Source organism: Luteimonas sp. A501, from assembly GCF_054052085.1.
Map to the genome: position 1 here is coordinate 590,062 of NZ_JBSVRI010000002.1, position 17,866 is coordinate 607,927.

At 69.8% G+C, this 17,866-nt stretch carries 15 protein-coding genes and 1 other RNA gene; 4 read left to right on the forward strand and 12 right to left on the reverse strand.

Going from position 1 to position 17,866, the window contains the following annotated elements; genetic code table 11:
* Positions 1-8: 8 nt before the first annotated feature.
* The 5 genes from ACW7G5_RS09195 to ACW7G5_RS09215 form a co-directional block, all read right to left on the reverse strand.
* A complete protein-coding gene (locus ACW7G5_RS09195; RefSeq protein WP_457003801.1) occupies positions 9-1,007 on the reverse strand; it encodes an AAA family ATPase in 999 nt (332 codons plus the stop codon).
* 38 nt (positions 1,008-1,045) lie between these two features.
* Positions 1,046-1,744 carry a DUF4159 domain-containing protein gene (locus ACW7G5_RS09200; protein ID WP_457003803.1) on the reverse strand — a complete coding sequence of 233 codons (699 nt, stop codon included), beginning with the start codon at positions 1,742-1,744 and terminating at the stop codon, positions 1,046-1,048.
* A gap of 19 nt (positions 1,745-1,763) precedes the next feature.
* The gene (locus ACW7G5_RS09205) at positions 1,764-3,098 is read right to left on the reverse strand and encodes a TldD/PmbA family protein (RefSeq protein WP_457003805.1); all 1,335 of its coding nucleotides are present in this window, start codon (positions 3,096-3,098) and stop codon (positions 1,764-1,766) included.
* 21 nt (positions 3,099-3,119) lie between these two features.
* Positions 3,120-4,754: a TldD/PmbA family protein gene (locus ACW7G5_RS09210; RefSeq protein WP_457003807.1), complete on the reverse strand. Its 1,635-nt coding sequence runs from the start codon at positions 4,752-4,754 to the stop codon at positions 3,120-3,122.
* A gap of 131 nt (positions 4,755-4,885) precedes the next feature.
* The gene (locus tag ACW7G5_RS09215; RefSeq protein ID WP_457003809.1) at positions 4,886-6,514 is read right to left on the reverse strand and encodes a TldD/PmbA family protein; all 1,629 of its coding nucleotides are present in this window, start codon (positions 6,512-6,514) and stop codon (positions 4,886-4,888) included.
* A 177-nt stretch (positions 6,515-6,691) separates the two neighbouring features.
* Here ACW7G5_RS09215 and ACW7G5_RS09220 point away from each other — a divergent pair, with 177 nt between their 5' ends.
* Positions 6,692-7,417: a helix-turn-helix domain-containing protein gene (locus tag ACW7G5_RS09220; RefSeq protein WP_457003811.1), complete on the forward strand. Its 726-nt coding sequence runs from the start codon at positions 6,692-6,694 to the stop codon at positions 7,415-7,417.
* 37 nt (positions 7,418-7,454) lie between these two features.
* On the opposite strand, the gene ACW7G5_RS09225 is transcribed toward ACW7G5_RS09220, so the two are convergent.
* The 6 genes from ACW7G5_RS09225 to ssrA all read right to left on the reverse strand — a co-directional run bounded on the left by ACW7G5_RS09225 (position 7,455) and on the right by ssrA (position 14,260).
* Entirely contained in the window at positions 7,455-9,464 is a 2,010-nt protein-coding gene (locus tag ACW7G5_RS09225) for an ATP-binding protein (RefSeq protein ID WP_457003813.1), read from the reverse strand.
* Positions 9,461-10,210 (reverse strand): response regulator, encoded by a 750-nt coding sequence (locus ACW7G5_RS09230; protein ID WP_457003815.1) that lies wholly within the window; start codon positions 10,208-10,210, stop codon positions 9,461-9,463. The genes ACW7G5_RS09225 and ACW7G5_RS09230 overlap by 4 nt, the downstream gene beginning before the upstream one ends.
* A 73-nt stretch (positions 10,211-10,283) precedes the next feature.
* On the reverse strand, positions 10,284-10,541 hold the full coding sequence (locus ACW7G5_RS09235; protein ID WP_457003817.1) for a hypothetical protein: 258 nt from the start codon (positions 10,539-10,541) through the stop codon (positions 10,284-10,286).
* Positions 10,542-10,547: 6 nt separating this feature from the next.
* Entirely contained in the window at positions 10,548-12,899 is a 2,352-nt protein-coding gene (locus ACW7G5_RS09240) for an FdhF/YdeP family oxidoreductase (protein ID WP_457003819.1), read from the reverse strand.
* Positions 12,896-13,813 carry a formate dehydrogenase accessory sulfurtransferase FdhD gene (gene fdhD / locus ACW7G5_RS09245; RefSeq protein ID WP_457003821.1) on the reverse strand — a complete coding sequence of 306 codons (918 nt, stop codon included), beginning with the start codon at positions 13,811-13,813 and terminating at the stop codon, positions 12,896-12,898. The genes ACW7G5_RS09240 and fdhD overlap by 4 nt, the downstream gene beginning before the upstream one ends.
* 94 nt (positions 13,814-13,907) lie before the next feature.
* Positions 13,908-14,260, reverse strand: a transfer-messenger RNA (tmRNA) gene (gene ssrA, locus ACW7G5_RS09250).
* 173 nt (positions 14,261-14,433) lie between these two features.
* On the opposite strand from ssrA, the gene ACW7G5_RS09255 reads away from it, so the two are divergent.
* The gene (locus ACW7G5_RS09255) at positions 14,434-16,623 is read left to right on the forward strand and encodes a CHASE domain-containing protein (RefSeq protein WP_457003823.1); all 2,190 of its coding nucleotides are present in this window, start codon (positions 14,434-14,436) and stop codon (positions 16,621-16,623) included.
* Here the strand turns inward: ACW7G5_RS09255 and smpB are convergent, their stop codons facing one another.
* Positions 16,624-17,121, reverse strand: a complete 498-nt coding sequence (gene smpB, locus ACW7G5_RS09260) for an SsrA-binding protein SmpB (RefSeq protein ID WP_343275674.1) — start codon at positions 17,119-17,121, stop codon at positions 16,624-16,626. It abuts the gene before it with no gap.
* Between the two features lie 52 nt (positions 17,122-17,173).
* Between smpB and ACW7G5_RS09265 the strand changes: the two genes are divergently transcribed.
* Together ACW7G5_RS09265 and ACW7G5_RS09270 are read left to right on the forward strand one after the other, a co-directional pair.
* Entirely contained in the window at positions 17,174-17,602 is a 429-nt protein-coding gene (locus ACW7G5_RS09265; RefSeq protein WP_457003825.1) for a type II toxin-antitoxin system RatA family toxin, read from the forward strand.
* Positions 17,603-17,605: 3 nt separating this feature from the next.
* Positions 17,606-17,866, forward strand: coding sequence for an RnfH family protein (locus ACW7G5_RS09270; protein WP_457003827.1), 261 nt, complete (start codon positions 17,606-17,608; stop codon positions 17,864-17,866).

A 17,866-nucleotide genomic window follows, 5' to 3' on the forward strand; every position in this document is an offset into this window, starting at 1 on the left:
GCGGCCGCTCAGGCGGCCGGTGCGGGCACGGCCTGCAGCAGGGCCGCGACCACGTCGTCGGCGTCCTTCTGCTCGGCTTCGGCGGCGAAGGACAGGAGCAGGCGGTGGCGCATCACCGGCGCGGCCATCGCATGCACGTCCTCGCGCGTGGCCGCGTAGCGCCCCTGCAGCAGTGCCCGCGCCTTCGCCGCCAGGACCAGCGACTGGCCGGCGCGCGGGCCGGCGCCCCAGCGCACCCAGTCGCGCACCGCCTGCGGCGCATCCGGGCCGGGGCGGCTGGCGCGCACCAGGCGCGTGATCCAGGCCAGCAGGTCCTCGCCCAGGTGCACCTCGCGCACCAGCGCCTGCAGTGCCAGCACGTCGTCGCCGTCCATCACCTTCGGGACGAGCGGGCGGGCGCTGCCGGTGGTCTGCAGCAGGATCTCGCGCTCCTCGGCCTCGTCTGGATACTCCACCCGCACGTGCAGGAGGAAGCGGTCCAGCTGCGCCTCGGGCAGCGGATAGGTGCCGGCCTGCTCGAGCGGGTTCTGGGTGGCGAGCACGAAGAAGGGCGCGGGCAGGGCGTGGGTAGTGCCGGCGTAGCTGACGGTGCGTTCCTGCATCGCTTCCAGCAGGGCGGCCTGGGTGCGCGGCGGGGTGCGGTTGAGCTCGTCGGCCAGCAGCAGGTGGGTGAACACCGGGCCGCGCTGGAACGTGAAGCTGCGCCGGCCGGTGCCGTGCTCCTCTTCCAGGATCTCGGTGCCGAGGATGTCGCTGGGCATGAGGTCCGGGGTGAACTGGATGCGGCGGAAGCCGAGGTCGAGCGCCTGGCCAAGCGAGCGCACGAGCAGGGTCTTGCCGAGGCCGGGGACGCCCTCGAGCAGGCAGTGGCCGCCGGCGAGCAGGGCGACCAGCATCTGCTCGACTACCGCGTCCTGGCCGACCACGGCCTGGGCGATGGCGGCGCGCAGGGCGCCGATGCGGTCGAGCTGTTCGCGGATGCGGGATTCGTCGAGTGTGGGGTTCATTGGCAAGCGATACCGATTGTTCTCTGTTGGGGCAGGCTTCATGCGCTCAGGGCGTAGACGACGATGTTGACCGCGAACTTCGTGTTGTCCTCGGCCAGGAAGCGCTTGTTGCGCCAGTCGTAGTCCCACTCGCAGCCGTAGTCCTTGTTGCTGTAGAGCACGCCCAGGCGGCCGTCGACCTCGATGCCCTTGAGGTAGTCGTGCACCAGGTCGTCGCCCCAGCCGTTGAGCTCGTAGCTGGTCGCGGGTGGGCCGTCGGGGAAGCGGAAGAAGCTGGAATAGAGCGGATGGGTGTTCGGCAGCTTGCCCAGGGCGTCGCCGCCGAAGATGTCCGCCATCTGCCGTTCGAAGGACTTCGCGAACAGACCGTCGATGTCGTGGTTGCAGTCGTCGACGAAGACGAAGCCGCCGTTGCGCACGTAGCGCTCAAAGTTGCGCCGCTCGGCCGGGCTGAACTCCACCAGCTTGTGGCCGGCCAGATAGCAGAACGGCGCCAGCAGCATCTTCGGATCGGCCAGCGCGACCACGTGCTCCTTCGGATCCACGCGCAGGCTGGTGTAGTCGACCAGCGCGGTGGCCAGGTTGGCCGGCATGCGCTGGTCGACGTCCCAGTTCCCGGAGTCGTACTTCAGGCGGGTGAACCAGAAGTCATGGCCGGTGTTGGCGCGCGCGGTCGCCGGGAGCACGGAGGCCGCGAATGCGGCGGCAAAGAGGCGCAGCGCGCCGCGGCGGTCCACGTCGCCCCGGCCCCCGCCCTCAGACCGCGTCCGAGAGCGAGGTGAAGGTGAAGTCGCGCAGGCGCATCGGCGGGATCATCATGCTGAAGCGCGATTCGTCGCCGCTCACGCGCACGGGCTTGCCGAGTTCGTCGATGTTGTTGAGCATGATCACCGGCGACTCGTTGAAGCGGAAGTTCTTCAGCGGGTACTTGATCTCGCCGTCCTCGATGTAGAAGGTGCCGTCGCGGGTCAGGCCGGTCAGCAGCACGGTCTGCGGGTCGACCATGCGGATGTACCAGGTGCGGGTGACCAGGATGCCGCGCTCGGTGCCGCGCACCAGGTCGGACGTGGACGCATCGCCGCCGGCCATGATCAGGTTGCCCGGTCGCGCGACTTCCTCCCGGCCCTGCTGCTTGGCCCAGTAGCGCGAGTACAGCAGGTTGGCGACCTTGCCCTGGTCGATGACCGGGATCCGCGTGCGCGGCAGGCCTTCGCCATCCCAGGGCATGACCGGCGCATCCTGGTCCCAGGGATCGGCGTGGATGCTGACGCGCGGGTCGAAGACCTGTTCGCCCAGCTTGTTGCCGCCGCCCTTCTTCGACAGGAAGCTGCGGCCTTCATCGGCCTGGCGGGCGTCGAAGAAGTTCATCATGAACGAGATCAGGCCGGCTGCCGCGTGCGGCTCCAGGACCACGGTGTACTTGCCCGGCTCCAGTGCGCGCGCGTTGGCCGAGGCGCTGGCCTTGCGGATCGCGGTGCGCACGTCGCGGCCGGCGTTGAACGGGCCGATGGCGGTGACGTTGCGGCCGACCCAGCCCGAACCCGTGCCGTCTTCGGTGCGCACGGTGCAGGTGTAGTCGGCGCTGGTGGAGGTCTGGTAGCCGAAGTTGCCGTTGCTGTTGGCGAACGCGGTGAAGCCGCGGCTGTCCTCGAGGAAGCCGGCGGCGATCAGCTTGTCGGCGCGGCTGGGGACGATGGAGTCCGCGGCGACCTGCGCGCGGTACTCGGGCGTGATCGCCGCGGTGGCGTCGTCCCAGGTGGCGCTGGGCCGGTAGTCCTGCTTGCCGATTGCCGGCATGAACTCCGGGTTCTCCGGCGCCAGGCGGGCGAGGTCCTCGGCGCGGCGCACCACGCGCTCCAGCGCGGCGTCGTCGAACTCGTTGATGCTGGCGGTGCCGACGCGCTTGCCGAAGGCGACCTGCACGGCCAGCTCGGTGTTGTCGACGATGCCGCTGGTGGAGACGTTGTTGAGCGCGAAGCGGATGTTGCCGGCGGTCGAGCCGGCGAGCGTGGCCGTGCACTCGTCGGCGGTCGACAGCGCGACCACCTTGTCGAGGATGGCCTTGGCCTGGGCTTCGGTGAGGATGGGCATGTTATGGGTTCCTGTGTCCGGTCAGCCGAGGTTTCGGGCGGTGTTGATGACGTTGATGCCGTTGAAGCGCGCGGTGCTGGAGCCGTGCGAGACCGCCGACACCTGCGAGGGCTGGCCCTTGCCGTCGAAGAACGAGCCGCCGAGGCGGTAGTCGGACTCGTCGCAGACCGCGACGCAGGCGTTCCAGAACTCCGGCGTGCGGATCTGGTAGGCCACGTCCTCGACCATGCCGGTGATCGCGCCGTCCTTGATCTCGTAGAACAGCTGGCCGCCGAACTGGGCGTTGTAGCGCTGCTGGTCGATCGAGAACGAACCGTCGCCGACGATGTAGATGCCGTCCTCGACGTCCTTGACCATGTCGGCGACCGAGAGCTTGGCCTTGCCCGGCGCAAGTGACACGTTGGCCATGCGCTGGAACTGCACGGTGGACCAGGAGTCGGCATAACAGCAGCCGTCGGACTCGGTCTTGCCGACGATATGCGCCTGGTCGCGGATGGTCTGGTAATCGACCAGGATGCCGTCGCGGATCAGGTCCCAGCGCTTGCACTTCACGCCTTCGTCGTCGTACGCCACGGCGCCGAGGCTGCCGGGCTGGGTCTTGTCGGCAAAGATCGTGACTTCGTCGCTGCCGTAGCGGAAGCCTTCCTCGCGCTTGTCGATCGTGGCGAAGCTGGTGCCGGCGTAGTTGGCCTCGTAGCCGAGCACGCGGTCGAGCTCCAGCGGATGGCCGACCGATTCGTGGATGGTCAGCCAGGTGTGCGAGGGGTCGAGCACCAGGTCGTAGCGGCCCGGCTTCACGGTCGGCGCCGACAGCTTCTCGCGCGCCTGCTTCGCCGCGGCCACGGCGTCCTCGACCATGTCGTAGGAATGGCCGTAGTTGACCACGCCGTTGGGCGAGACGTATTTCTGCGAGGCGTCGCCGTCGAAGTACTCGTAGCCCAGGCCCATCGGCGAGGACAGCCCGGAGCGCGAGCGGAACTTGCCGCTGGACTTGTCGATCGCGGTGACGTTCATCGGCGCCCAGATGCGGTGCACGTCCTGGTCGATGTACGAGCCGTCGGTGGAGGCGAAGTATTTCTGCTCGTTGACCGCGAACAGGGTGGAGTTGACGAAGTCGGCCCCGGCATTCGTGGCCGCGGCGTTCACCGACAGCAGCAGCTCGACCTTCTCCTTCACCGGCACTTCCATCGCATTGCGGCCGATGGGCGTGCGCCAGGAGACTTCGCCGTACCCGGGCGCGGCGGCGAACTGCACCGGCGCGGTCTGGATCCTGGCGTTGGCGTGGGCGATCGCCGCGGCCTGGCGCGCGGCGCCGGCCACGCCGTCGGCGCTGAGGTCGTTGGTGGCCGCGAAGCCCCAGGCACCGCCCGCGATCACGCGCACGCCGACGCCGGTGGACTCGGTGTTGACCACGTTCTGCACCTTGTCCTCGCGGGTGACCACGAACTGGCGCAGGTAGCGGCCGATGCGCACGTCGGCGTAGGTCGCGCCGGACTCGCGCGCCGCCGACAGCGCGGCATCGGCAAGCGCCTTCTTGCGCACGACATCGATGGAGGTGGCGAGCTCCTCCGCGGCGATCGCGCGGGTGAACAGCGAAGGCACCATCAGGCCGCCCAGGCCGATGCTGCTGAAAGTCAGGAAATCACGTCTGTCCAAGGCTCGCTCCCCGGTGTGTGCGCATGGATTGGAAGTACCGGCGGCGCGCACGCGTGCGTACCCGCCGGACCCGCCGATTCTTGCGGTGTCCGCGGTGGGGGGTCAATGAACTAATGGCACGGTCGCCGCGCTCAACCCAGGTTGCGCGCGGTGTTGATGATGTTCACGCCGTCGAAGCGCGTCGTGCTGGAGCCGTGCGACACCGCCGAAACCTGCGACGGCTGTCCCTTTCCGTCGAAGAACGAACCGCCATGCCTGAAATCCCGGGCGTCGCAGATCGCGCTGCAGGCGTTCCAGAACTCGGGCGTGCGGATCTGGTAGGCGACGTCCTCGACCATGCCGGTGATGGCGCCGTCCTTGATCGCGTAGTACAGCTGGCCGCCGAACTGGGCGTTGTAGCGCTGCTGGTCGATCGAGTACGAGCCGCGGCCGTGGATGTAGATGCCGTTCTCCACGTCCTTGACCATGTCCGCCACCGACAGCCCGTCGCGCCCCGCTTCGAGCGACACGTTGGGCATGCGCTGGAACTGCACGCTCGACCAGGAGTCGGCGTAGCAGCAGCCGTCGGATTCGTCCTTGCCCAGGATGTGCGCCTGGTCGCGGGTGGCCTGGTAGTCGACCAGGACGCCGTCGCGCACCAGGTCCCAGCGCTTGGCGGGCACACCCTCGTCGTCGTAGCCCACCGCGCCGAGCGTGCCCGGCGTGGTGCGTTCAGCGATGAAGTTCACCCGCTCGCTGCCGAAGCGGAAGCCCGCGTCGCGCTTGTCGACGGTGGCGAAGCTGGTGCCCGCGTAGTTGGCCTCATAGCCGAGCACCCGGTCGAGCTCCAGCGGGTGGCCGACCGACTCGTGGATGGTCAGGAACAGGTTGGAGGGGTCCAGCACCAGGTCGTAGCGACCCGGCTTGACCGACGGCGCGCGCAGCTTCTCGCGCGCCTGGCCGGCCGCGGCCACCGCGTCCTCGCGCATGTCGTAGGAGTCGCGGTACTGGACCACGCCGCCGGGCAGATGCAGCTTGCCCGAGGCCTCGCCGTCGAGGTACTCGTAGCCCATGCCGACCGGTGCGCCCAGCCCCTGGCGGGTGCGGAAGCGGCCGCTGGCCTTGTCCACCGCGGTGACCGTGAACGGTGCCCAGATCCTGTGGATGTCCTGGTCGACATGGCTGCCGTCGGTGGAGGCGAAGTACTTCTGCTCGTTGACCAGGAACAGGTTGGATTCGACGAAGTCGGCGCCTGCGGCCATGGCCGCTGCGTTGACGCCCAGCAGCAGTTCGATCTTTTCCTGCACCGGCACGTCCATGCCGTTGCGCCGCAGCGGCGTACGCCAGCTGCGCTCGCCCAGGGCGGGTGCGGGCGCCAGTCGGACGGGGCGGTCCTGGATGCCGGCGTTGGCGCGCGCGATCGCCGTCGCCTGCCGGGTGGCCTGGGCCACGGCGTCGGGCAGCAGCGCGTTGGTCGCGGCAAAGCCCCAGGCCCCGTCGGCAAGCACGCGGATGCCGACGCCGGTGGATTCGCCGTTGACCACGTTCTGCACCCGCGACTCGCGCGTGGACAGCGACTGCCTGAGATAACGGCCGATGCGCACGTCGCAGTAGCTCGCACCGGCGTCGCGCGCGGCCTGGAGCGCGACGTCGGCCAGGGCGCGCTTGAGCGCGGGATCCAGCGTGGAAGCGAGCTCGGCGGCGGCGATGGCGCGCCAGCCGGGCAGGGCGAGCGCGAAGGTGGTGGTTCCTGCAAGGACAAGGAAGTCGCGGCGTTGCATCGGTCTCTCCGGCGGGCGTTGCGACGCAGCTTGACGCAAGTCCGCACGGGTCGCCAAGCCGGACCGGTGGCCCCGCCGGCCGCGCGGTTACATTCTGTTACCAACCGTTACCACCGGCTGCCCGTTTGCGGCAGCTGGCTGAATAGAGTGGGGACATCGCGGAATCGGAGGTCCCCCATGTTCCAGAACGCCCTGTCCAGCCACGTCACCAACCCGGTCCGGACCGGTGACTGGGCGGATGGCCGGCAGCTGCATGCGGCGCCGGCGCTTGAGTCGCTGCTGCTGCGCTGGCCGCCGCGCGTGAATCGCGTGGATCCGCGCCAGGCCCTGTTCCATGCGGGGCAGCCGCGTGGCTCGCTGTTCTACATCCGCTCGGGCTGCTTCAAGACCAGCGTGTTGAGCGAGGACGGGCGCGAGAAGATCACCGGTTTCCGCATGCGTGGCGACCTGCTTGGACTCGACGCCGTCGACATGCCCGCGCACGCCTGCGACGCGGTCGCGCTGGATGCCGCCGAGGTCTGGGAGCTGCCCTGCGCGAACCTGCAGGACATGCTGCCCGAGATCCAGGTCCGGGTGACCGCGATGCTTGCCGGCGAGATCCGCCGCGACTGGCGCTGGATGCTGGCGCTGGGCACGCTTGGCGCCGACCAGCGCGTGGTGGCCTTCCTGCTCGACCTGTCGGCGCGCTTCGCGACCATGGGGCTGGACCAGGAGCTGTTGCTGCTGCGCATGACCCGCGCCGAGCTCGGCAACTTCCTGGCGCTGACCCTGGAGACCGTGACCCGGGCGCTGTCGCGCATGCAGGCGCGCGGCATGATCGAGGTCAGCGGCCGCCGCATCCGCATCGTCGACGAGGCCGGGCTGCGCGCGGTGCTCGCAGGCGACGGGGAACGCTGCCACTGACGGTCCCGCAGCCGAACCGGCTCGACCGGGCGGCGGATCAGGTTCGCCGGGCGAGCTCCCTGCGCACCGCCTCGACCAGGTCCTCGCGCCGCCACGGCTTGCGCAGCAGCGGAAGTCCCGACGTGCCCTCGGCGTCGGCCACGTGCTTTTCGTCGCCGGATGTCAAGAGCACCGGAAGTCCGGGATGCAGTTCGCGCGCGCTGCGCGCCAGCGTCTTGCCGTCCATGCCCGGGCCCAGCATGACGTCGGTGAACAGGAGCGCGAAGCCGGTATCGCCGGCAAGGCGTTCCAGCGCCTGCCCGGCGTCCGGCACTGCGTCCACCGCGTAACCCGCGGCCCGCAGGAAGGCCACGCTGATCGTGCGCACCGCAGGGTCGTCCTCGACCACCAGTACGCGCTCACCGCGGCCGGCCGCATCGACGGGCCCGGCATCGGCATCGGCATCGTCCACGGTCTTCGGCGCTGCGTCCGCGGCGACCGGCAGGTACAGGCGTACCTCGGTGCCGGCACCCGGGCTGCTGTCGATCTCGAGGTCGCCGCCGCTCTGGCGCGCGAAACCATAGACCATGCTCAGGCCCAGGCCGTTGCCGTGCTCGCCTTCCCTGGTGGTGAAGAATGGCTCCATCGCCCGGGCGAGGACGTCGGCTGACATGCCGCGGCCGTTGTCGCGCACCGACAGGCGAAGATAGTTGCCCGGGACAAGGCCGGCGCGGGCGCGGACGACCCGCTCCCCGTCGGCGGCGACCACGATCCCACCGCCGTGGAACAGGGCGTCGCGGGCGTTGAGCACGAGGTTCAGCAGGGCGGCCTCGAGCTGGCCGGCATCGACATAGGCCGTGGACAGGCCGTCGGCAACGTCCAGGCGCAGGCGCACGGAATCGCCAAGCGTGCGCTGCAGCACCCGCTCTACGTCATGCAGCAGCGCCGCCACGTCGACGTCGCGTGGAAGCAGCCGCTGTCGTCGTGCGAAGGCGAGGAGCTTGGCCGTGAGCTCGGCACCCCGGCCCACCGAACGCAGGGCGCTGGCGAGCAACTCGCGACCCTGGTCGGAGTCCACTTCCGTTTCCAGGAGTTGCAGGCTGCCCGACATCACCGTCAGCAGGTTGTTGAAGTCATGCGCGATGCCGCCGGTGAGCTGGCCGATCGCGTCCAGGCGGTGTGCGTGCGCGAGCGCTTCCTCGGTGCGCCGCTGTCGCACGAAGGCCGAAAGCGTGCCGGCGGCGGATTGCAGCAGGTGGCGGGCGTCATGGTCGAAGCGGCGCGGCTCGCGGGCGGTGGCGAGCAGCGCACCGAAGACCTGGTGGCGTTCCAGCACCGGCACCATTGCCGCGCTTCCGGAGCGCGGCAATGGCAGTGGGAACAGCGCCGCCGCCGACGGGTCGGCGGCAATGTCATCGATGGTCCAGGCATCCCGGTGCTGGCCCGCGAACGGCCGCGGCGGCGTGCCGCCGACCTGCCAGGCAGGCCCGGCCGCCGCGCGCACTTCGGCGCGCTGCGATTCGTGCACGGTCGCGATGATCGCAACCGATTCCACGCCCAGGGTTTCGGCAAGCAGCGGCGGCAGCGTCTGCAGCAGGTCCGATTCGGCGCTGGTCTCCAGCGCCAGCTGGCCGATGCGCGCGGCGATCGCGTCATAGCGTGCGCGCGCCAGCGCCTGCCGCACGCGTTGGGTGCCGGAGATGTCGCGCACCGACGCCAGGTAACGGGGGCCCTCGGCCGACTGCAGTGGACTGAGCGCGATCTCGATGGGGAACTCGCTGCCGTCACTGCGCAGGCCCAGCAACGCCTGCCCGCTCGCGCCCATGGGACGCACGTGCGGCTGCTCCATGTAGCGGTCGCGGTAGGCGCGGTGGCGCGCGCGCGCTGCGGCCGGCACCAGGTCTTCGATCTCGCGCCCTTCCAGGCTGCCGCGCGGGTAGCCGAACAGCACTTCGGTGTGCGCGTTGGCATGGACGATCCGGCCATCCGCGTCGATCACCACCAGCGCATCGGGCACGGCTTCGAACAGGCCGGGGATGCCGAGCGGCGGAAGCCTGTCGCCGGTCATGCCGGCTGCACGTCCGTTGCCAGCAGGTAGCCCATGCCGCGCACCGAGCGGATCAGCTCGGGAGCCGCCGGCTCGAGCTCGATCCTGCGCCGCAGGCGGGCGATGCCGACGTCGATGGCGCGGTCGAAGGGACCGGCCTCGCGGCCGTGCAGGGTGTTCATGAGCTCGTCGCGGCTGCGGACTTCATTCGGACGTTCGAGCAGGGCGCGCAGGAGATCGAACTCGCCGGTGGTCAGCGGGATCTCGGTGCCGTCGGCGTCGTGCAGCCTGCGGGCGCCGAGGTCGATCACGAGATGCGCGAAGGCGAGGCGGCGCGGTGGCGCCGGTGCCGTTGGCGGCTCCACAGGCGCTGCCCGGCGCAGCACCGAGCGGATGCGCGCCAGCAGCTCGCGGAAGTCGAAGGGCTTGGCGACGTAGTCGTCGGCGCCGAGCTCCAGCCCGATGACCCGCTCGACCGCTTCGCCACGGCCGCTGACCACGATCACCGGGCCCTGCCAGTGCGTGCGCAGGTGCTGCAGCAGCGACAGGCCGTCGGCGTCGGGCAGGCCGAGGTCGAGCAGCACGACGTCGGGGTCGTATCCGGCAAGTGCCTGGTGCATCGCCGCCCCGCTGTGTGCCGCGCGGACCTGGAAGCCGTGGCCACCGAGGTAGCGTTCGATCAGGGCGACGATCTCGGTGTCGTCGTCGACCACCAGCACGTTGGGACCGGATGGAGCGGCGGTGGAGGCGGTGGCGTTGCTGTTCATTCCGGTGCAGCGTCGGGGCAGGATCGCGGCCGACAGCATCGCACAGCGGGCCCGGCTGCGACCCTCGCTGCGCTTACGGCGGAAGGGTATCGAGCAGCTGCCGACCGGCGTCGGTCAGCAGCACCAGGCTGCGCGCGCCATCCGGTTGCACGCGGACCCAGCCCGGCCCCGCGACCCCTCCGATCGTGTCTTCGCCCATCCATGCCAGCGTTCGCGCCAGCACGCTCATGCGCAGGCCCAGGCGCTTGCACAGCCGCGCGGTCGACACCCCTCCGGGCTGCGTCGCCAACTCGGCCAGCAGTGAGTGGAGCAGGACGGCATCAACCGGCAACGGGGCTCAGCCGGCAAGGGTGGCGGGAATGTCGCGCTGGCGGGGCGCGGTCGCGTCGGGCAGGTGCGCGGTCACCACCACCGGCACCGATTTCGAGGTCGGCGTGCGTGACTCGTCGGCGAAGCTCGACAGCGGCACCAGCGGATTGGTCTCCGGGTAGTAGGCCGCCAGGCAGCCCCGCGGGATGTCGTATTCGACCAGCAGGAAGCGCTTCACCTGCCGCCGCACGCCGTCCTCGCCGAGGCTTTCCAGGTCGACCCAGTCCCCGGGCCGCATGTCGAGCGCGGTGATGTCGCCGGCGTTGATGAACAGCACGCGGCGCTCGCCGAACACGCCCCGGTAGCGGTCGTCCAGCCCGTAGACGGTGGTGTTGTACTGGTCGTGCGAGCGCATGGTGGTCAGCGTGAACACCGGCTGCGTCCCGTGCGTGCCGCGGGCGCGGTGGATGGGGGTGTCGACGGGCACTGCGGCGGCGATGAAGCGGGCCTTGCCCGTAGCGGTCGCCCAGACACGGTCACGGGCGCCGTTCGACAGGCGGAAGCCGCCGGGCACGCGCACGCGCGCGTTGAAGTCGCGGAAGTCATCGAACACCCGCGCGATGAGGTCGCGGATGCGGTCGTAGTCCTCGACCAGCCGGGCCCACTGGATGTTCGACCGCGCCCCCAGCGTGGCCTGCGCCAGCCGTGCCACGATCGCCGGCTCCGACAGCAGCGTGTCCGACGCCGGCGGATGGATGCCGGCCGACATGTGCACCATGCTCATTGAATCCTCGACGGTCACGCCCTGCGGGCCCGAGGCCTGGATGTCGATCTCGGTGCGCCCGAGGCAGGGCAGGATCAGCGCCTCCCTGCCATGGATGAGGTGGCTGCGGTTGAGCTTGGTGGCGACGTGGACGGTGAGCGCGCAGTTGCGCAGGCCGCGCGCGGTGGCCTCGCTGTCCGGCGTGGCAACGGCGAAGTTTCCGCCCATGCCGAAGAACACCTTCGCGCGGCCATCGATCATCGCCTCGATCGCGCCGATGGTGTCGTAGCCTTCCTCGCGCGGCGGCTGGAAGCCGAAGACATCCTGCAAGCGGTCGAGGAAGGCGGCCGGCGGCCGCTCCCAGATCATCATCGTGCGGTCGCCCTGCACATTGCTGTGCCCGCGCACGGGGCACAGGCCCGCGCCGGGTCGTCCGATATTTCCGCGCAGCAGCATCAGGTTGGCGATCATGTGGATGGTCGCCACCGAGTGCTTGTGCTGGGTGATGCCCATGCCCCAGCAGGCGATGACGCGGTCCGAGCGCAGGTAGATCTCGCCGGCGCGGCGCAGCTGGGCTTCGTCCAGGCCGGACTCGGCGATGATCGTGTCCCACGATTCGCCATGAACGTCGGCGGCGAACGCATCGAAATCCACGGTGTGCGCGGCAATGAAGGCTTCGTCAAGCAGCGTCGCTTCGCCCTTGGCTATCACCTCGGCGTTGCGCTCAAGCACGTGCTTGACCATGCCCTTGACCGCCGCCAGGTCGCCGCCGATCTTCAGCTGGAAATAATCCGAGGCGATCTTCGTCGATCCGCCGCGTGCCATTTCCAGCGTGTCCTTGGGATCGGCGAAGCGCTCCAGGCCGCGCTCGCGCAGCGGGTTGAAGGCGACGATCCTGCAGCCGCGCTTCGCGGCGTCGCGCAGCTCGCCGAGCATGCGCGGGTGGTTGGTGCCCGGGTTCTGGCCGAACACCAGGATGCAGTCGGCCTGTTCGAAATCGTCCAGTGACACCGTGCCCTTGCCGACGCCGATCTGCTTGCCCAGCGCCGTGCCGGACGACTCGTGGCACATGTTCGAACAATCGGGGAAGTTGTTGGTGCCGAGCTCGCGCACGAACAGCTGGTACAGGAACGCGGCCTCGTTCGAGGTCCGCCCCGAGGTGTAGAAAATCGCTTCGTCGGGCGAGGGCAGGGCGTTGAGGTGCTTCGCGATGAGCGCGAAGGCCTCGTCCCAGGTCGCCGGCACGTAGTGGTCGCTGGCCGCGTCGTAGCGCATCGGCGTGGTCAGCCGGCCTTGGCCTTCGAGCCAGTGGTCGCTGTACCCGGCCAGCTGCGCGACGCTGTAGCGTGCGAACAGCTCGGGGCCTGCACGGTGTCGCGTGGCCTCCGCGGCAACGGCCTTGGCGCCGTTCTCGCAGAATTCGAAGGTGGAGCCGTGGTCGCGGTCGGGCCAGGCGCAGCCGGGGCAGTCGAAGCCATCGGGCTGGTTGGTACGCAGCAGGGTGCGCGCGCCGCCGACGCCCACGTCTTCCTTCACCAGTTGGCGTGCAACGCTCTTCAGCGCGTCCCAGCCGCCGGCGGGGCCGTCATATTTCCGGATCGGGCCGTCGCTGCTCATGCCGCGTCGTTCCCGCCGGCGCGTGCGCCATCGTGGATTGCATCAATATCCGTACCTGCATCCGTATCGCCAGCCGCCGGCTTCGCCAGCAGGCGCCGCCCATGCGTGTAAACCGCATGTCCATCCTCGCGTGCGAACCCGATGAGGGTGAGGTTCGCCCGCTCCGCAAGCGAGATCGCCAGCGCCGTCGGCGCCGAGATCGCCGCCATCAGCGCGATGCCGGTGCTGGCCGCCTTCATCGCCATTTCGTAGCTGGCGCGACTGGTGACCACGAGGAAGCCATCCGCGGACGCGTGCCCCGATGCATGCATCGCGCCGATCAGCTTGTCGAGCGCGTTGTGGCGGCCCACATCCTCGCGCGCCAGCAGCAGCGCACCATCGAGCGACGCCCAGCCCGCGGCATGGACGGCGCCGGTGAGCGCATTGATCGCCTGCGCCGCGCGCAGTTCACGCATGGCGCGGCGCAGCGCCGGCGTCGAAACCCGTAAGTCGGTCGTGACCGGGGGCGGATAGCGCAGCGCGGCTTCCAGCAGCTCGCTGCCGCAGACCCCGCAGCCGCTGCGTCCACTCATGCTGCGCCGGCGCAGGGCCAGCGCCTCGGCGCGCGCAACCGGGATGCGCAGGCGGATCTCGATGCCCTCGATGAACTCCTCGATGCGCTCGATCGTGACCTCTGGCGCGGCCTGGACGATGCCCTCGCTGAGCGCAAACCCGATGGCGAATTCGGCCAGATCCGCCGGCGTGGCCATCATCACCGCGAAGGGCTCGTCGTTGTAGACGAAGGCCACGGGTACCTCTTCGGCGACGTGGTCGTCGAGCAGCCGCATGCCGCCATCGCGCCAGCGCGCGACGGGGCGCAGGACGCTGCCGGCAGCGGCAACAGGCTTGGCGGGTTCGGCGCGGATGCTGGACATGTGCCTAGGATGCCGCAACTGGCGGCGCCGGACAGCGATGCCGCGCTCCAGACGGCAAGAAACCCGCATTTCTGCGGGTTTCCTGGTGTTGCATTGGTGGAGGTGGGCGGAATCGAACCGCCGTCCGAAGGCACTCCATCCCCGGTCCTACATGCTTAGCTCGCCGTTGGATCTCGTTCCCCGACAGCACGGCGTGCGAAGCGCACCGGGGAACCAGCCTGTTAGTTCAACCGTGGCAGACAGGCGGCCGCCGCGGCTGGATTCCCGTAATGATGACCCTACATCCACGAGTACGGGCACAAGTGGGTTCGGGGCTTACGCCTTAAGCGGCGAGAGCGTAGTTGTCGTCGTTGGCAACTAAAAGTTGCTGCTGGATTAACGAGGAAAGCGGCCCCCTCGGCATGCACCAGGCGATTTCGCGACCCCCGTCGAAGCCAGTGCACCCCCGTGTTCCGGGAAACCTGGCGCCTGCCGGTGGCAGTGAACGCGCGTGACCGGGGCAGTATAGGCGCGTTGGCCGCAACGGCAAGGGTACGCGGCCTGTACCGGCACCGTCCGTTCAGCAGGCGCGCGCCTGCCACTGAACGGCATCCGGCCGCCAGGCGTTATGCTCGTCGCCCATGGCCATGGCAGACGACACGCCCCCCGGCGAACCCCTACCGGTACGCCAGGGTTACATGCTTGCCGTGCTGGTGCTGGTGGCCGCGCTGACCCTGGTCGCGATCTACGCGACCGGCGCCGGCACCAGAGAGCGCGCGATGTCCGAAGCGCGGCTCGCCGCCGAAGCCGACCAGGTCGTGGCGCGCCTGCGCCAGCAACTGCTGACCTATGAGTTGGTCACCCGCGGCGGCGTTTCCCTGCTGGCCGCGATCCAGCGGCCGAACGAACGCCAATGGCGCAACTACACCGATGGCCTCGACCTGTCGCAGCGGTTCCCGGCGATGCTGGGGCTCTGCTATGCGGCGGCGATGTCCCCGGCGGAGCTGCAGGAATTCCAGCTCGAACAGCGCGCGGCGTCACGCCAGCTGTTCCGCGTGGATCCGCCGGGCGCGCGCGCGGAGTACGGACCCGTCATCCTGCTTGAACCCCGGACCGTGGCCAGCGCCGACGTCGTCGGCTTCGACATGCTGACCGAGCCGGTGCAGGCGGTGGCGATGGACGCCGCGCGCACCAGCGCAGCCGCGCGGATCACGGCACCACTGCCAACGATGCAGGAGGGTGCCGGGCCGGGCCTGGTGATCTATGCGCCGGTCTACCGGTCGGGCATCGTGCCCAGGAGCCAGGCGGCACGCGCGGCCGCACTGTCCGGCTGGGTCTGCGCACCCTTCAGCATCGATCTGTTCGTCGCCACCGCGGTGCCGGCCGACGGCGACGGGCTGTCGGTGCGCATCGTCGACATGGGCGAGGACGATGCCGAAGGCGATGACCTGCCGGTGTTTCCGCACGACGCCGCGGCGTTCCCCGATGCCGACGCCGATGGCGTGCGGCACAGCCTGGTCGAGCAGGTGTATGGCCGCCGCTGGCGCCTCGACTTCCACCAGGCGCGGACAAATGGCGGCGGTGGCCTGCTCGGCCCGGCGGGGACGATCGGCCTGGGGGTGCTCGCCTCGCTGCTGTTGTTCGCGCTGGCCATGATCCTGGCCCGCACCCAGTCGCGTGCCCAGGACATCGCGGCGCGGATGAGCGACTCCTACCGGCGCAGCGAACTCCGCTTCCGCAACGCGATCCGGTTCTCGGCCATCGGCAAGGCCCTGCTCGACCGCGACGGCAGGATCATCGACGCCAACCTGGCCCTGGCCGACGTCGTGCGCACGTCACCGGAGGAATTGATGGGGCGCATGTTCGGCAGCCTGTTCACGGGGGGCGACAACGCCGCCGAAGCGCGCGCGCGCGCGGCATCGGGCAGCGTGTACCGGGTGACCCGCGACCTCCACCGCGACGACGGCGACATCCGCCACGTGCACCTGACCTATGCCCAGGTGCCGGGTGAGCATGGGCAGGACGTGGCCAGCCTGGTCCAGGTGGAGGACATCACCGACCGCCTGCGTGCCCAGGCCCAAGTGCTGGCGCTCAACCGCACCCTGGAGAGCCGGGTCGCGCTGCGCACGCGCGAACTCACCCGCGCCAACGAAGAGCTGGAGTCCTTCGCCTACACCATCTCCCACGACCTGCGCGCGCCGCTGCGCGCGATCGACGGCTTCAGCCGCATGGCCGCCGAACGCCATGCCGACGCCTTTGACGATGTCGGCCGCGGCTACGTGGCACGGGTGCGCGCGGCCACGCTGCGCATGGGCGAGCTGATCGACGCGCTGCTGAAGATGAGCCGGGTCTCGCGCAGCGAACTCAAGCGCGAGCCGCTGGACCTGTCGGCGATGGCCCACGACATCCTTTCCGAGCTCGCGCAGGGTGATCCGGGGCGCGAGGTGGAGGTGGTGATCGAGGCCGGCATGGCCGCGTCGGGGGACAGCACCCTGGTGCGCAACCTCTTGGGCAACCTGCTCGGTAACGCCTGGAAATACACCCGGGACACCAGTCCGGCGCGGGTCGGGTTCCGGCGGGTCGAGCACGGAGGGGAAGAGTGGTTCGAGGTCTCGGACAACGGCATCGGCTTCGACCAGGCCTACGCCGGCAAGCTGTTCCGGCCGTTCCAGCGCCTGCATGCCGCCGACGAGTTCGCCGGTGAAGGCATCGGCCTGGCCTCGGTGAAGCGCATCATCGAGCGCCATGGCGGCACGATCAGCGGCGAAGGCGTTCCCGGCGAAGGCGCGCGGTTCCGCTTCACCCTGCCGGACGAGCCGGCCAGCGCCTGATCAGGCGTTCGGGTTGTGGCGGCGCATCGCGCGCTGCTTGTCGCGCTGCCAGTCACGGTCCTTGGCGGCGTCGCGCTTGTCGTGCGACTGCTTGCCCTTGGCCAGCGCGAGTTCGATCTTCACCTTGTTGGCCTTCCAGTACAGCGCGGTGGGCACGATGGTGAAGCCGTCGCGCTGCACCAGGCCGACCAGCTTGTCGATCTCGTGCCGGTGCAGCAGCAGCTTGCGGGTGCGGCGCTCGTCGGCGACAACGTGGCTCGACGCCTGGATCAGCGGCGTGACCTGGGCACCGAACAGGAACAGTTCGCCGCCACGGACCACCGCGTAGCTCTCGCCGATGTTGGCGCGACCGGCGCGGATCGACTTCAGTTCCCAGCCCTGCAGGGCAAGCCCGGCCTCATAGCGGTCACCCAGGTGGTATTCGTGGCGCGCGCGCTTGTTCAGCGCGATCGTGCCCCCGGCCTTGGCCTTTCCCTTATCCTTTGCGCTCTTGCCCATCCCGCCATTGTCCCACGGCGCCGGGCGCGATAGGAACGGATGCACGCAGCCCATGCCCACGATCACACGGTCCGCACTGGTGCAACACTCCGCGACCAGGATGTTTTCGCTGGTCAACGACGTTGCCGCCTACCCGCGGCGCTTTGCCTGGTGCAGCGGAGCGCGGGTACTGGAAGCCGATGACGGCCGCATGCTGGCCCGGCTCGAACTCGGCATCGGCGGCATCAGCACCTGGTTCACCACCGAGAACATGCTGGTCCCGCCGCAGCGCATCGACATGGAGCTGCGTGACGGCCCGTTCCGCAAGCTGGCCGGGCGCTGGGAGTTCCACGCGCTGGACGAATCCGCCTGCAAGGTCACCCTCCAGCTCGACTTCGAGCCGCGCAGCCGGCTGCTGCTGCCGGCGATGAAGCTCGGGCTGCAGGGATTGGCCGACCGCATGGTCGATGATTTCGTGCGCGTCGCCGACGCCGGGAACTGAGCGGTGCGGGTGGAAGTGGTCCTGGCGCTGCCGCAAGCGTGCCACGCGGTGGTGCTGGAACTGGCGGCTCCGGCGACGGTTGCCGATGCGGTGGCGGCCAGCGGCCTGCCGCAGGAGGGCATCGATGCCTATGCGGTGTACGGGGTGCGTGTCGCCGGCAGCGCCGCGCTGCACGACGGAGACCGCGTCGAACTGCTGCGGCCGCTGCTGGTGGACCCCAAGGAAGCGCGCCGCCGCCGCGCGGCCAGGGCCGCGAAAGGCTGA